The 13248-nt window shown below is 69.3% G+C and carries 13 protein-coding genes and 1 riboswitch; of the genes, 5 read left to right on the forward strand and 8 right to left on the reverse strand.

Features of this window, described 5'->3' with window-relative positions; translation table 11 throughout:
* Window positions 1-141: 141 nt before the first annotated feature.
* The 3 genes from FOY91_RS18015 to recR all read right to left on the reverse strand — a co-directional run bounded on the left by FOY91_RS18015 (window position 142) and on the right by recR (window position 2984).
* Window positions 142-1734: a DNA recombination protein RmuC gene (locus tag FOY91_RS18015; RefSeq protein WP_145154902.1), complete on the reverse strand. Its 1593-nt coding sequence runs from the start codon at window positions 1732-1734 to the stop codon at window positions 142-144.
* A gap of 90 nt (window positions 1735-1824) precedes the next feature.
* The gene (def, locus tag FOY91_RS18020; RefSeq protein WP_145154904.1) at window positions 1825-2349 is read right to left on the reverse strand and encodes a peptide deformylase; all 525 of its coding nucleotides are present in this window, start codon (window positions 2347-2349) and stop codon (window positions 1825-1827) included.
* A gap of 38 nt (window positions 2350-2387) precedes the next feature.
* Window positions 2388-2984, reverse strand: a complete 597-nt coding sequence (gene recR / locus FOY91_RS18025) for a recombination mediator RecR (RefSeq protein ID WP_145154906.1) — start codon at window positions 2982-2984, stop codon at window positions 2388-2390.
* A gap of 53 nt (window positions 2985-3037) precedes the next feature.
* Between recR and fmt the strand changes: the two genes are divergently transcribed.
* Together fmt and truA are read left to right on the forward strand one after the other, a co-directional pair.
* Window positions 3038-3943, forward strand: coding sequence for a methionyl-tRNA formyltransferase (gene fmt, locus FOY91_RS18030; RefSeq protein ID WP_145154908.1), 906 nt, complete (start codon window positions 3038-3040; stop codon window positions 3941-3943).
* Complete coding sequence (gene truA / locus FOY91_RS18035; protein WP_145154910.1) at window positions 3940-4683, forward strand: tRNA pseudouridine(38-40) synthase TruA; 744 nt, start codon at window positions 3940-3942, stop codon at window positions 4681-4683. The genes fmt and truA overlap by 4 nt, the downstream gene beginning before the upstream one ends.
* 2 nt (window positions 4684-4685) lie before the next feature.
* On the opposite strand, the gene FOY91_RS18040 is transcribed toward truA, so the two are convergent.
* Entirely contained in the window at window positions 4686-5153 is a 468-nt protein-coding gene (locus FOY91_RS18040; RefSeq protein WP_145154912.1) for a hypothetical protein, read from the reverse strand.
* Between the two features lie 132 nt (window positions 5154-5285).
* On the opposite strand from FOY91_RS18040, the gene FOY91_RS18045 reads away from it, so the two are divergent.
* Window positions 5286-6221 (forward strand): XdhC family protein, encoded by a 936-nt coding sequence (locus tag FOY91_RS18045; RefSeq protein ID WP_145154914.1) that lies wholly within the window; start codon window positions 5286-5288, stop codon window positions 6219-6221.
* Between the two features lie 80 nt (window positions 6222-6301).
* Here the strand turns inward: FOY91_RS18045 and rpmE are convergent, their stop codons facing one another.
* Window positions 6302-6532, reverse strand: coding sequence for a 50S ribosomal protein L31 (gene rpmE / locus FOY91_RS18050; protein ID WP_145154916.1), 231 nt, complete (start codon window positions 6530-6532; stop codon window positions 6302-6304).
* Window positions 6533-6654: 122 nt separating this feature from the next.
* Window positions 6655-6806, forward strand: a riboswitch (cobalamin riboswitch).
* Window positions 6807-6895: 89 nt separating this feature from the next.
* Here rpmE and FOY91_RS18055 point away from each other — a divergent pair.
* Together FOY91_RS18055 and mobA are read left to right on the forward strand one after the other, a co-directional pair.
* Window positions 6896-8785, forward strand: a complete 1890-nt coding sequence (locus tag FOY91_RS18055) for a TonB-dependent receptor plug domain-containing protein (protein ID WP_145154918.1) — start codon at window positions 6896-6898, stop codon at window positions 8783-8785.
* A gap of 118 nt (window positions 8786-8903) precedes the next feature.
* Complete coding sequence (gene mobA / locus FOY91_RS18060) at window positions 8904-9434, forward strand: molybdenum cofactor guanylyltransferase (RefSeq protein WP_145154926.1); 531 nt, start codon at window positions 8904-8906, stop codon at window positions 9432-9434.
* A 266-nt stretch (window positions 9435-9700) separates the two neighbouring features.
* On the opposite strand, the gene fabZ is transcribed toward mobA, so the two are convergent.
* From fabZ to bamA, 3 genes are all read right to left on the reverse strand, one after another.
* Complete coding sequence (gene fabZ / locus FOY91_RS18065) at window positions 9701-10174, reverse strand: 3-hydroxyacyl-ACP dehydratase FabZ (protein ID WP_145154920.1); 474 nt, start codon at window positions 10172-10174, stop codon at window positions 9701-9703.
* Window positions 10175-10179: 5 nt separating this feature from the next.
* Complete coding sequence (locus FOY91_RS18070; protein WP_145154922.1) at window positions 10180-10782, reverse strand: OmpH family outer membrane protein; 603 nt, start codon at window positions 10780-10782, stop codon at window positions 10180-10182.
* A partial coding sequence (gene bamA, locus FOY91_RS18075) for an outer membrane protein assembly factor BamA (RefSeq protein WP_145154925.1) occupies window positions 10782-13248 on the reverse strand: 2467 nt, incomplete at its 5' end. The genes bamA and FOY91_RS18070, both read right to left, overlap by 1 nt.

Genomic DNA, 13248 nt, shown 5'->3' on the forward strand with positions numbered 1-13248 from the left:
GCCGTCAGCCGCCCCCGTTTGCGCTCGCAACCACCGCGCCCCCTCCTCGTCATCCCGGCGAACGCCGGGATCTTCGCCTGACGGGCACCTCGCGCCTCCCGAGGTCCCAGCCTTCGCTGGGACGACGAGGAAACCTGAAGCCTATTCCGCGGCCTCGCGCTCCACCGGCGCGGGCAGCAGCGGCTCGTCGCCGTAGCGGGCCAGTGCCTCCACCGGCGGCACCTCCTCCAGTTCCTTCGCGCCCGTCTCGATATTCATGTCGCGGAATTTGCGGCCGGTGCTCAGCACGTTTCGCTCGAACGAGCCGACGAACGAATTGTAGTTGTTCACCGCCGTGGTCAGCCCGCCGCCCACCTTCTTCAGGTGCCCCGCCGCCGTCGCCAGCCGGTCGTACATCTCCTTGCCCAGCCCGGCGATCGCCTTCGCCTCTTTGGCCACCTTCTCCTGCCGCCACACCGCCGCCACGGTGCGGGCGATCGCGATCAGGTTGGTCGGTGTCGCCAGCAAGACGCGCTTGCCGAACGCGAAATCCCACAGCGTCGGGTCATGCTCCAGCGCGGCCGACAGGAAATGCTCGCCCGGCACGAACATGATGACGTAATCGGGCGCCTCCTCGAACTCGGCCCAATAGGCCTTGCCGCCCAGGCCGTTGACGTGCGCCTTCATTGCCGCCGCGTGGGCGGCCAGATGGCGGTGGCGTTCGGCATCGTCCACCGTCTCATAGGCATCCTGATAGGCGTTGAGCGACACCTTGGCGTCGATCACCAGCGCCCGCCCGCCCGGCACGCGCACGATCACATCCGGCCGGATGCGGCCCTCCTCGCCCGATACCGACACCTCGGTCTGGAAATCGGCGTGCTCCGAAAGCCCGCACGTTTCCAGCACGTTGCGCAGTTGCTGCTCGCCCCAACGGCCACGCGCCTTGGGCGCGGCGCGCAGCGCGTTGACCAGCCGCGCCGCCTCGCCGCGCACGGCCTCCTGCCCGGTCCGCATCGCGTCGATCAGCCCGGTCAGCTGGTTCTGCTCGCTGCGGCGTGCCTCCTCGACGCGGGCGACGCCTTCCTCGTAGCGCTTGAGCGTGGCCTCCACCGGGGCCAGCGCCGCCTTGATCTTCTCCTCGCTGGCATTGCCCGCCTGATTGAACCGCTGGTCGGCACGTTCGAGGAACTGGCGCTGCGCCGCATCGAGCAGCCGAGCGCCCACCTCGCCGAACTGGGCGCTCAACGCCTCCTTGGCCTCGATCAACTGACGCAACTGTGCCTCGGCCGCCTCGTCGCGCGCTTCGCGGTCGGCGCGCAGGCCGCGCAATTCCTCGCGCGCGGCGAACGTCTCGCGCCGGGCCGCATCGAGATCGATACGCAACGCCGCGCCTGCCGCCTGCACATCGGCAAGCCGCACCGCTTGCGCGTCCGTCGCCTCGATCCGGGCCGCACGATCGGCGGCGAGGCCGCGCGCCTCCGCCGCCGCGTCAGCCGCCTCACGCCGGGCAAGGGCGGTGTCGGTGCGCAACGCCTCCTGCTCGCGCCGCGCCGTCGCCAGATCCTCGCGCAGCGGGCCGAGCTGGCGCGATTCGCCGAGCGCGAGGTTGAGGTCGGCGATGGCCCGACCGAATTTCTCGCGCAGGTCGTTCCGTTCGGCCGCCAGCGCCGCCCCGGCGCGCCCCCAGACCAGCCAGCCGCAGCCCAGGCCGATGGCGAGCGCGACGAGAACGGCGATGAGCGAAAGCGCAGACATGGATCACCCCTGACGGAACAGAGAGTGAACCTTGGCGGTCACCGCGACTTTTGGCAAGCGCCGGGCGTCAATTCGCGCGGCGATGACGGCTCAGGCAGCCCGGCGGCGGGCCTTCTCCAGCTTCTTCAGCACCATCTCGCGCTTCAGCTTCGACAGATGGTCGATGAAGAGGATGCCCTCGAGATGATCCATTTCATGCTGCAGGCAGGTGGCAAGAAGCCCGTCGAGCGCCGCCTCCTGCCGCGAGCCGTCACCGTCCTGCCAGCGGACGTGGACGGTCGACGGTCGCTCCACCTCGGCATATTGATCCGGGACCGACAGGCAGCCCTCGTTGTAGGGCCGGCGCTCGTCAGAGGGATCGAACAGCTCCGGGTTCACGAACACGCGCGGCGTGCGCACCGGCTCGCCATCTTCGCCCGGCTCCTGCAGGTCGATCACCAGCACGCGCTTCGGCACGCCAATCTGTACCGCCGCAAGGCCGATGCCGGGCGCATCGTACATCGTCTCGAACATATCCTCGATCAGCGTGCCGAGCGCGGCGTCGAACGTCTCGACCGGGGTGGAGACGAGCTTGAGCCGGGGGTCCGGCGCTTCGAGGATGGGGTGGATGGCCATCAATCAAAAATAGGGTCGCGCCGCCCGTCCGTCAATAATCAGCCGAGCGGGCGGCGGGCGCGCAACGCCTGCGCCAGCGTCCCCTCGTCGAGGTAATCGAGCTCGCCGCCCACTGGCAGGCCGTGGGCCAGTTGCGTGACGCGGACCGGATACGCCTCGATCCGCTCGGCGATGTAATGCGCCGTCGTCTGCCCTTCCAGCGTGGCGTTCATCGCCAGCACCACCTCGTCGATGCCGCCAGCCGCCAGCCGGCCCACCAGCGCGTCGATCGTCAGATCCTCGGGCCGCACCCCCTCCAGCGCGGACAGCCGCCCGCCGAGCACATGAAAGCGGCCGGGGAACAATCGGGAACGATCGAGCGCCCACAGGTCGGCGACCTCCTCCACCACGCACAGCAGGCGGGCGTCGCGCCGGCCATCGGTGCAGATCGCGCACGGATCGACCGTATCGAGGTTGCCGCACAGGTGGCACGAGACGAGCCGGGCGTTCACCGTCTCCAGCGCGCGCAGCAGCGGCGCCAGTGCCGTTTCGCGCTTTTTCAGCAGGTGCAGCACCGCCCGCCGGGCCGAGCGTGGACCAAGACCCGGCAACCGCGCCAGCGCCTGCGTGAGCGCATCGATTTCGGGAGAGGCCATGCCCGAAACAGATAGGGGCTTGCGCGCCGCCGTGCCACGGGTTTGAGAGAGGGATGCGGATCATCTTCATGGGAACCCCCGATTTCGCGGTGCCGACGCTCGATGCGCTGGTCACCGCCGGGCACGACATCGCCGGGGTCTATTGCCAGCCGCCGCGCCGGGCCGGGCGCGGCAAGGCGCTGAACGCCTCGCCCGTGCAGCAGCGTGCCGAGGCGCTGGGGCTGCCGGTGCATGTGCCGGTGACCTTACGCGATCCGGCCGCGCAGGCGGAGTTCGCCGCGCTCGACGCCGATGTCGCGGTGGTGGCGGCCTATGGGCTGATCCTGCCGGTGGCGGTGCTGGCGGCGCCCCGGTTCGGCTGCCTCAATGTCCACGGCTCGCTGCTGCCACGCTGGCGCGGGGCGGCGCCGGTGCAGCGCGCGATCCTGGCGGGGGATGCGGAAACCGGCGTCACCATCATGCAGATGGAGCGCGGGCTGGATACCGGGCCGATGCTGCTGGCCGAGGCGACGCCGGTCGCCGGCAAGACGGCGGGCGACCTGACCGACGAACTGGCCCGCACCGGCGCGCGGCTGATGGCGCGGGTGCTGGCGGACCTGCCCGGCTTTCCCCCGATCCCGCAGCCGGAAGACGGCGTCACCTACGCCGCCAAGATCGAGAAGCCCGAGGCACGGCTCGATTTCACCCGGCCCGCCGAGACGGTGGAGCGGCAGGTGCGCGGCTTCAACCCGGCACCGGGTGCCTTCTTCGAGCATGCGGGCGAACGCCTGCGTATCCTCGCCGCCGAGGTGACGGGGGGCCACGGCGCACCCGGCGAGATCCTGGACGACGCGCTGACGATCGCCTGCGGCACGGGCGCGATCCGGCCGACGCTGGTGCAGCGCGCCGGGCGCGGCGCGATGACCCCGGCCGATCTGCTGCGCGGCTTCCCGTTCCCCGCCGGCACGCGCCTTTGGTGACGCGCTTCCGCCTGACGATCGAATATGACGGCCGCCCGTTCATGGGCTGGCAGCGGCAGGCGCACGGCCCCAGCGTGCAGGGCGCGATCGAGGCGGCGGCGGTGCGCGTGACCGGCGAGGCGGTGGCGCTGCACGCTGCCGGCCGCACCGATTCGGGTGTCCATGCCGAGGCGATGACGGCGCATTGCGACATTGCCCGCCCGATCACCGCCTTCCGCCTGATGGAGGCGCTGAACGCGCTGCTGCGACCCGATCCCGTCGCCATTCTTGCCTGCGAAGAAGTCGCGGACGACTGGCACGCGCGCTTTTCCTGCATCCGCCGCCGCTATGTGTATCGCATCGCCAACCGCCGCGCGCCGCTGGCGCTGGCCGCCGGGCGCGCATGGCAGGTCGCTGCCCCGCTCGATGCGGCGGCGATGCACGATGCCGCGCAGGCGCTGGTGGGGCGGCATGATTTCACCACGTTCCGCTCCGCCCATTGCCAGGCCGACAGCCCGTTGCGCACGCTGGAGCGGCTGGACGTGGTGCGGCACGGCGCCGAGATCGCCGTCCACGCAGAGGCGCGGTCGTTCCTGCATCATCAGGTCCGCTCGATGGTCGGCTGCCTGATGCTGGTGGGCCGGGGCAAGTGGACCGCCGCCGACCTCGCCGCCGCGCGCGATGCCCGCAATCGTGACGCGCTCGGCCTCAACGCCCCGCCCGATGGCCTGTATTTCGTCGGCGCGGATTACCCCGCGTAGGCTCAGGCCGCCTTGCGCGCGGCGTTGCCCAGCCGGCGGGCGTTGGAGGTGACGGTGCGGTGAACCGGAGCAAGCGCGGCGTCGCTGGTGGTCAGCGGCCACATCATCGCCCGCGTACCCCGCTTGCCGGTTTCCGTCGCCAGCTTCACCAGCGTCGCCGGGGTGGGCACGCCGCCGACGATGAGATTCTCGGAGTCGACCATCTGCGCCATCATGTCGCGCTGCGCCGCGCCGATCCGGTCGACCAGGGCGATCCCGGACTGGGCTAGCGCAAAGACCTTTTCTGGCACCATCCGCCCCAGCTCGCGATAGTCGCCCGAGAAGGGATTGCGCAGCGCCGCACCGATCAGCCACAGCCGCGCGCCGACCACGACACCGGAGGCCAGCGCGATCTCGCTCACCTTCACGCCCACATCGATCGCACTCGTCGCCGCCGATGCGATCGATGATTCAGTCGTGTCGCTCGGCATGGATCGAGGCTCCTTAGGAAACATAGGGTCACGTTCTGGCCAACAACCGTGGCCGAAGGATGGCGCAACGCTCGATGGGGCGGTTTGCTGCCTCGCGCGTTCGGCCACGATGATGATATGCCGAGGAAACCGATGAAGCCGGACGAGATCAGGAGCGAACTGGAACGGCTGGCGGATGCAGCCGATCGCTGGCGGGCGCAGCCGATGGCGATCGCCACGGTCACCTCCACCTGGGGGTCCGCCCCGCGCCCGCGCGGCAGCCACATGCTGGTGGCGGAGGATGGCAGCTTCGAGGGGTCGGTTTCGGGCGGCTGCGTGGAGGGCGAGGTGCTTGCCGCCGCCGCCGAGACGATCGCCGACGGCAGCCTGCGCCGCCTGCGCTTCGACGTGGCGGAGGAAACGGCGTGGTCCGCCAGCCTGCCGTGTGGCGGCGAGATCGAGGTGATCGTCCAGCCGTTGCGCGCGGGCGGCTTCCCCCCCGCCCTGCTCGACCGGATCATGGCGGCGCGCGCCGAGGGCGATGCGCTGGCGATCGCGACCGATCTGGAGAGCGGGGAGAGCCGCGAAGGCGAGGCGGATGAGCCGGATTGCTTCGTCAACCGCTACCTGCCGCCGCGCCGGCTGCTGATCGTGGGTGCGGTGCAGATCGCGCTGCCTCTGGCGATGTTCGCGCGCGGGCTGGACATCAGCGCCACCATCATCGATCCGCGCGACCGCTTCCGCACCGCCGAGCGCTTCCCCGGCATCGCGCTGGACGATCGCTGGCCGGACGAGGCTGTGGCGGCGCTGCGCCCCGATCCGGCAACGGCGGTGGTGACGCTGAGCCACGATCCCAAGATCGACGACCCGGCGCTGATCGCCGCGCTACGCTCCCCCACAGGCTACATCGCCGCGCTCGGCTCCACCCGCAGCCACGCCAAACGGCTGGAACGGCTGACGGCGGCGGGGTTCACGCCCGAGGATCTGGCGCGGATCGACGGACCGGCGGGCATCGCCATCGGCGCACTCGGCCCGGCGGAGATCGCGCTGTCGATCGCGGCGGGACTGGTGCAGGCGCTGCGGCGCTAGGCCCGGGACAGAAAGGCGGCGGACAGGGCCATCGCCCCATCCGCCGCCTGTCGTTTCCGTCGCGCCCGAAGGCGCGCCGCTTACTTCTTGCCGAGCGTGAGGCCGCCGAAACGCTTGTTGAAGCGCGCCACCTGGCCGCCCGCGTCCAGCATCCCGCCGCGTCCGCCGATCCAGGCCGGGTGGACGGTGGGGTCGATGTCGAGCGTCAGCGTATCGCCTTCCTTGCCCCACACGGTGCGGGTCTGGAACACGGTGCCGTTCGTCATCTGGACGTTGACGATATGATAGTCGGGGTGGATATTCTTCTTCATCGTGCATTCTCCGGGAAGGGCTGGTTTCCGACCAGCCGGGATGCGAAGGCGCGCCTCTAGCCGCCCGCGCCGCACTTTACAAGGCGTGGCGCCGAGGCTTGACAAGCAGCCCCGCCCGAAACATGCCGCAGCGCAGCGAAGGTGCCGTCCGCCCCCGACAGGGGGACGGGGACGGTTGAAAGGGAAGCCGGCGGAATTCCGGCGCTGTGCCCGCAACAGTAAGCCACCCGTGATGGGTGGCCAGTCTGGAACCTGCCATCGCCGTCGTCCGCGCCCGGCCGGGTCCAGCCGCAAGCGCGTGGAAAGGCACGGGGCAATCCCGGCCGGTCCGCCGAGACGACATGTGTCGTTTGGGGGACTGCCATGACCATCGCCTTGATTCTCGCCGCCGCTGCCGCCACCGCCGCGCCCGCCGCCCCCGATATCGTCGTGTCGGCTGCGCTCGTGCCGGTCGACCGCGCGGTGTCGCCCGCCACCGTCACCGTGATCGACGAGGCGCGGATCGAGGCGCTCGGCAGCCCGTTCGCACTCGACCTGATCCGCCTGGCCCCCGGCATCTCGGTCGCCACCACCGGATCGCAGGGCGCGCAGACGCAGGTGCGGATCCGGGGCGCGGAGGCGAACCACACGCTCGTCTTCATCGACGGCATCGCCTTCAACGATCCCGCCGCCGGCAACGAGGCCCGCTTCGAGACGTTCGGCGCGGACGGCCTCGGCCGGATCGAGGTGGTGCGCGGGCCGCAATCGGCGCTGTGGGGGTCCGAGGCGCTGGGCGGCGTGATCGCGCTGGAGACGCCCGATCCGCTGGGCACGCCGCGCGCCAGTGGCGCCCTTGAATATGGCAGCCGCGATTTCACGCGCGGCACCGCCTCGCTGGTGACGGGTGGCGAGACGGTCGGCGTGTCAGCCTCCGCCGCATACCTGCGCGGCGACGGCATCGACTCGCTGGGTGGCGGGCGCGGCGATCGCGACGGGTTCGAGACGAAGACGGCCAGCCTCAAGGCCGTCGCCCGCCCCGGCGCGGATGGCGAGCTGGGCATCGTCGCGCGCTATATCGAGCATGACAACCAGTTCGACGGCCTCGATCCGGTCACCTTCCAGCGTGCCGACACCGCCGAGGCCAGCCGCACCGAAACGGGCGCAGTGCGCGCGTGGGCGACGCTGGGCCGCGATGCGGATGCAGCCTGGAGCGGCACGATCGAGAGCCAGTATCTCGCCAGCGACAACCGAAACCGCGACGGCGGCACCCCGCTCAACCGCACGACGGGCGATCGTTTCCGTGTGGGTGGCAAGCTGATCCATCGCCTGTCGCTGGGCGAAACCCGCCACACGCTGATCGGCGCGCTGGAACGCGAGGACGAGACGTTCCGCGCCAGCGACACGCAGTATTTCGGCGCGACCGACCAGCGCCGCACGCGCGGGCGGATGACCTACGTCGGTGAATGGCGCGCCGACTGGAACGGCGTCCTCGCCACCGACGTCGCCGTGCGCCACGACGACTTCAACCGCTTCGCCAACGAGACCACGGTGCGTGCCAGCGCCATTCTGACGGTCGCCCCGGGGCTGTCGCTGGTCGGCAGCTACGGCGAGGGCATCGCCCAGCCGACCTTCTTCGATCTCTACGGCTTCTTTCCCGGCAACTTCGTCGGCAACGCGAATCTCACGCCCGAAACCTCGCGCGGCTATGAGGCCGGCGTGCGCTACACCTCGACGCTGGTGTCGGCCGAGGTGACGGCGTTCAGCAACCGCCTGCGTGACGAGATCGTGTCCGTGTTCGACAATGCGACGTTCCTGTCCTCCACCGCCAACGCCACCGGGCGCAGCCGCCGGCGCGGGATCGAGGCGAACGTGGAGGTCCGGCCCGTCGCCGGCCTCGCCGTCACCGCCAACTACACGCTGATCGATGCGCGCGACCAGCAGGTCGCCGCCACGGCAACCCTGCGCGAGGTGCGCCGCCCGCGCCACAGCGGCAATCTGGCCGCCGGCTGGACGAGCGGCCCGCTCACCCTCGGCGCCTCGCTCGCCTATGTCGGCACGCGGCGCGACACCGATTTCGACGCCTTCCCCGCGCTGCGCGTGCGGCTGAACGACTATGTGCTGGGCGGCGCGCGCATCGCCTATGCGCTCACCCCCAACATCGAGGCGTTCGGCCGGATCGAAAACGCCTTCGACAGCCGTTATCAGGACGCGGTCGGCTATGCGACGCCGGGCCGGGGGGTGTTTGGCGGCGTGCGCGTGAAGATCGGGGGCTGAGTAAAGGTGGTTGTAGCCTCGGGACGGGAGACGGTTTCATTCGCGTACGGCCGATCCTGGGATCAGGTGGCATGAGGCCGCTCCGCCCATGCCGGCCAAGAGCGAGGCGCATACGGCCATGACCATCCTCGGCGCGATCTTTGCCGGCGGCGCGGCGCGTCGCTTTGGCGGCGACAAGGCGGCGGCACCGATCGGCGGACGGGCGATGATCGAGCATGTCGCCGCCCGCCTTGCCCCGCAGTGCGACGCGCTGGTGATCGTCGGGCGCGAATGGCCGGGGTTGACCACGGTGGCGGATCGCCCCCGCCCCGGCCTCGGCCCGCTCGGCGCGCTGGCGGGCGCGCTCACCCATGCGCGGGCCACCGGGCACGATCTGGTGCTGACCAGCGGATGCGACCTGCCCGACCTGCCGCTCGATCTTGCCGCCCGGCTCGCGCCCGCGCCCGCGGTGGTGCGGGGGCAACCGCTGCTGGGGCTATGGCACGCGGCCGATGCCGACAGGCTGGCGGCATGGCTGGAGGGGGACAACGACCGCGCGATGCGGAGCTGGATCGCCGCGATCGACGCGAGACGGGTGTCGCTGGAACGTGACCCCGCGAACATCAACACCCAAAGCGAACTTGCCGCCTATCTGGCGCGCGAGGGGTAACAAGCCCCCCTCGTTCGAGTGCCGGCCAAGGATACATGGTCGGCGCGTGACGAAACCGAGCATGGTGCCGCAACACCATGGCTCTGGCGAAGTCCAGACACGGCGCCCACCCCTCGACGCCCCTCGACTTCACTCGGGGGAAGGGGCGGCTCCCGGAAAGAAAGCGGACGACCGAAGGGAAGCGTCACGCCCATCCAAGGGCGAGCGCCCCTCCGCGATCGGCCCCGTGAGGGCGTTCCGGGATCATCACCCACCCGACAAAAGGATCACTCCTTCGGCGGGTCGGCGATCATCGCGGTGAAGTTGGCCTGTGCCGCCAGCTTGCCGTCCACCAGCGCGCGGCCGGCGAACTTGCACACGCTCGACCGCTTCTGGACGAACGACACCTCAAGCCGCAGCAGCACGCCCGGCTCCACCGGGGTGCGGAACTTGGCCTCGTCGATCGCCATGAAATAGACGAGCTTGCCGGTGCCGGCGAGGCCCAGCGATTCGACCGCGAGGACGCCGGCGGCCTGCGCCAGCGCCTCCACGATCAAGACGCCCGGCATGATCGGCCGGCCGGGGAAGTGGCCGGCGAAGAACGGCTCGTTGATGCTCACCGCCTTGATCGCCACGATCGACTGGTCGGGGATCAGCTCCTCGACCCGGTCGACCAGCAGCATCGGGTAGCGATGCGGCAGCGCCGCCATCACCCGCCGGATATCCAGCGGGCCGGTCGCCGCCTTCGCGTCCTCGCTCATCCGGTTCAGCGGCCGGCAGGCTGGCGCTGGCCGGGCTGCCAATTGGCCGGCGGCGTCGTCGAGACGGTCTTCACCGTCGCGTTCAGCTGCGCGGTCAGATCGGGCGTGATGTCGCCGCCCGGCGTCGCCAGGATCACCGCTTCCGGGTTGATGACGAGGTTGACGCGCTTGGCCGCCATCGCCGCACGCAGTGCCGGCTCGACCTTCTCGGCCACCTGCTCGCGAGCGAAAGCGGTCGGGCGGCCGAACGGCTGGGCCAGGCGGCCGAGCTCGGCCTGCGCGGTCTGTGCGCGGGTGCGATAGGCGTTCACCTTGGCATCCAGCGTCGCCTTGGCGGTCGCCGGGTTCTGCTGGAGCGTCTGGATCTCGGTCTGCGCCGGGGCCAGCTCGGTGTTGATCGCCTGGCTGCGTGCGTTGAACGCGTCGATCTGCGGCTTGTACTGCGTCTGGATCGCGGTGGTCGCGGCCTTGAACGCGGCGGTGTCGTTGATCGCCTTCTCGAAATCGACGACCGCGACGCCCTGACCGGCGGCGACCTGCGCGGCGGCGGGAAGCAGCGGGGACGCGACGAGTACGGTCGCGGCAAGCGCCTTGAGCATGGTCTTCATCAGAATTGTGTCCCTACGTTGAAGCTGAACAATTTGGTGTTGTCACCCGGCTCCTTGAGCAATGCCTTGGCGACGTTGATACGGAACGGTCCGAATGGTGAATTCCAGTTCACACCGATGCCGACCGACACGCGGGGGCTCGCGGAATTGCCCTGATACTGCTCGGCGAACGGCCCGATGGTCTGCTGCAGCGTGTTCGCCGTGCCGTCAGCAGCGGTCGCCAGACGCGTGATGTTGCCAGCCGAATCGCGATACAGCGTGATGGGGTTCGTCTGCGGCGGCAGCGTACCCGGGTTCCTCAGGCTGAACACCGCACCGGCATCGGCGAAGATCGACGGCCGCAGCCCGAGTTCCTTGGCGCCGGAACCGAGCGGAATCTCGAGTTCGAGATGACCGAGATAATAGGCATTGCCGCCCAGCGCGTCGTCGGTGCTGCTATTCTGGTCGGCGGCGAAGGTGAGCGGAAGCGACGCGACGCCCGTGGTGGGGTCGGTGACGAACTGCCGCCGGGTGATGCGCGGGCCGACGCCACGAATACCGAAGCCGCGGATCTGCGGCTCGCCGAGGAAGAAGCGGTCGGTCAGGCGGATGTCCTGCCCCAGCCCCTTGATGTACCCGCCCTCGAGGTGGGTGTTGAAGATGAACCCCGAGCCGACGTTGAAATACTTGTCGCCCTCGAACCGGGTGCGGATGTAGCGCACGCTGCCGCCCAGCCCGGCGAAATCCTGGCTGAACACGGCGCGCTGGCCCCGGCTCGGCCGGATGCGGTTGTTGAGGTTGTCGAACACGAGGCTGTAGCCCACCGACGAGGTGGTGCGGTTGCCGATCGCGTCGCACAGGTAACGGCCGGCCAGCAGCGGGTCGCACTCGATCGTGCCGTCGCCGTTGGTATCGGTGTAGAACGAGCCCTTGTCGAGCGTCACATCGTCGAGGCTGAGGCCGTAGCGCAGCGCCAGCGAGGTATATTCGGTCAGCGGCACGCCGAGGCGGACCTGGAAGCCGGTGGTCGTCTGCTTGTAGTTCGTCCGGCGATCGTTGCCGACGAAGTTGAACGAGTTATAGTCGCGGCGGAACACGTCGCCGCCCAGCGCGATGTTCTTGTCGAACAGATACGGCTCGGTGAAGCCGAGGTTCACCGACTTCGAGTAGGTCGAGTAATCGACGCTCGCGCGGACCTCCTGCCCCTTGCCCATGAAGTTGCGCTCGGTGATCGAGAGGTTGACGATGAACTTCTCCAGGCTGGAGAAGCCCGCCGACACCTGCAGCTCGCCGGTCGATTTCTCTTCGACGTTCGCTTCCAGCACCACCCGGTCCGGCGCGGAGCCGGGCTTCTGCTCGATCTCCAGCTTGTCCTGAAAATAGCCGAGCGACTGGATGCGGTCGCGCGACCGCTTTACCCGGAAGCTGTTGAATGCATCGCCCTCGGCCAGCCGCATCTCGCGGCGGATCACCTTGTCCTTGGTATGCGTGTTGCCGTTGATCGCGATGTTCTCGACATAGACGCGCGGCGCATCGTTGACCTTGAAGGTCACCGACATCGTCAGCTTTTCCTTGTCGCGGACGAAGTCGGGGCGGATGTCCGGCGTGAAACCGAACAGGCCCGTCGTCTCGGTCATCGTGTCGACCGTGTCCTCGATCACCTTGGCGTTGTACCAGTCGCCGGTCTTCACCGGGATCAGCGCCTTCAGCGTTTCCGGCTTGATGTCGCGGATCTCGCTGTCCACGTCGATGTCGCCGAACTTGTAGCGATCGCCTTCTTCCACCACGTAGGTGATGATGAAGTCGCGCTTGTCGGGCGTCAGCTCGGCCACGGCGGAGACGACGCGGAAATCGGCATAACCGTTGGTCAGGTAGAACTGCCGCATCTTCTGCTGGTCGTAGGCCAGCCGGTCGGGATCGTAGCTGGTGCCCGACGAGAAGATCTTGGTGAGGCCGGACTGCTTGGTCGCCATCTCGCCGCGCAGCTCGCCATCGGAGAACTTTTCGTTGCCGATGATGTTGATCTTGCGGACCTTGGACTTGGCGCCCTCGTTGATCTCGAACACCACGTCGACGCGGTTCTGGTCGAGCAGCACCATCTTCGGCTCGACGGTGGCGGCGAAGCGGCCCTGCCGGCGATACAGCTCGATGATGCGGCCGACATCGGCGCGCGCCTTGGAGCGGGTGAAGATCTGGCGCGGCTGGAGGCGGATCTCGGGGTTGATCTTCTCCGACTTCAGCCGCTTGTTGCCTTCCAGCACGATGCGGTTGATGACCGGGTTCTCGCGCACCTGAATGGTCAGCGCGCCGGCGTCGTCCTTGATCTGCACGTCGGCGAACAATTCGGTCGCGTAGAGGTCCTTGAGCGCCTGATCGAGCTGCTCGCGCGTATAGGCGTCACCGGGTCGCAGCTTCACGTACGAACGCACCGTATCCGGCTCCAGCCGCTGCGATCCGGTCACCTGGATCGTGCGGACGGTGCCGCTG

This window comes from Alterirhizorhabdus solaris (genome assembly GCF_007785815.1).
GTDB classification, from domain to species: Bacteria; Pseudomonadota; Alphaproteobacteria; order Sphingomonadales; family Sphingomonadaceae; genus Alterirhizorhabdus; species Alterirhizorhabdus solaris.

Excerpts from the sequence above, each read along its gene's own strand:
- FOY91_RS18015 (WP_145154902.1), bottom strand. The coding sequence starts at position 1,734 with ATGTCTGCGCTTTCGCTCATCGCCGTTCTCGTCGCGCTCGCCATCGGC.
- def (WP_145154904.1), bottom strand. The coding sequence starts at position 2,349 with ATGGCCATCCACCCCATCCTCGAAGCGCCGGACCCCCGGCTCAAGCTC.
- recR (WP_145154906.1), bottom strand. The coding sequence starts at position 2,984 with ATGGCCTCTCCCGAAATCGATGCGCTCACGCAGGCGCTGGCGCGGTTG.
- fmt (WP_145154908.1), top strand. The coding sequence starts at position 3,038 with ATGCGGATCATCTTCATGGGAACCCCCGATTTCGCGGTGCCGACGCTC.
- FOY91_RS18040 (WP_145154912.1), bottom strand. The coding sequence starts at position 5,153 with ATGCCGAGCGACACGACTGAATCATCGATCGCATCGGCGGCGACGAGT.
- FOY91_RS18045 (WP_145154914.1), top strand. The coding sequence starts at position 5,286 with ATGAAGCCGGACGAGATCAGGAGCGAACTGGAACGGCTGGCGGATGCA.
- rpmE (WP_145154916.1), bottom strand. The coding sequence starts at position 6,532 with ATGAAGAAGAATATCCACCCCGACTATCATATCGTCAACGTCCAGATG.
- FOY91_RS18055 (WP_145154918.1), top strand. The coding sequence starts at position 6,896 with ATGACCATCGCCTTGATTCTCGCCGCCGCTGCCGCCACCGCCGCGCCC.
- mobA (WP_145154926.1), top strand. The coding sequence starts at position 8,904 with ATGACCATCCTCGGCGCGATCTTTGCCGGCGGCGCGGCGCGTCGCTTT.
- fabZ (WP_145154920.1), bottom strand. The coding sequence starts at position 10,174 with ATGAGCGAGGACGCGAAGGCGGCGACCGGCCCGCTGGATATCCGGCGG.
- FOY91_RS18070 (WP_145154922.1), bottom strand. The coding sequence starts at position 10,782 with ATGAAGACCATGCTCAAGGCGCTTGCCGCGACCGTACTCGTCGCGTCC.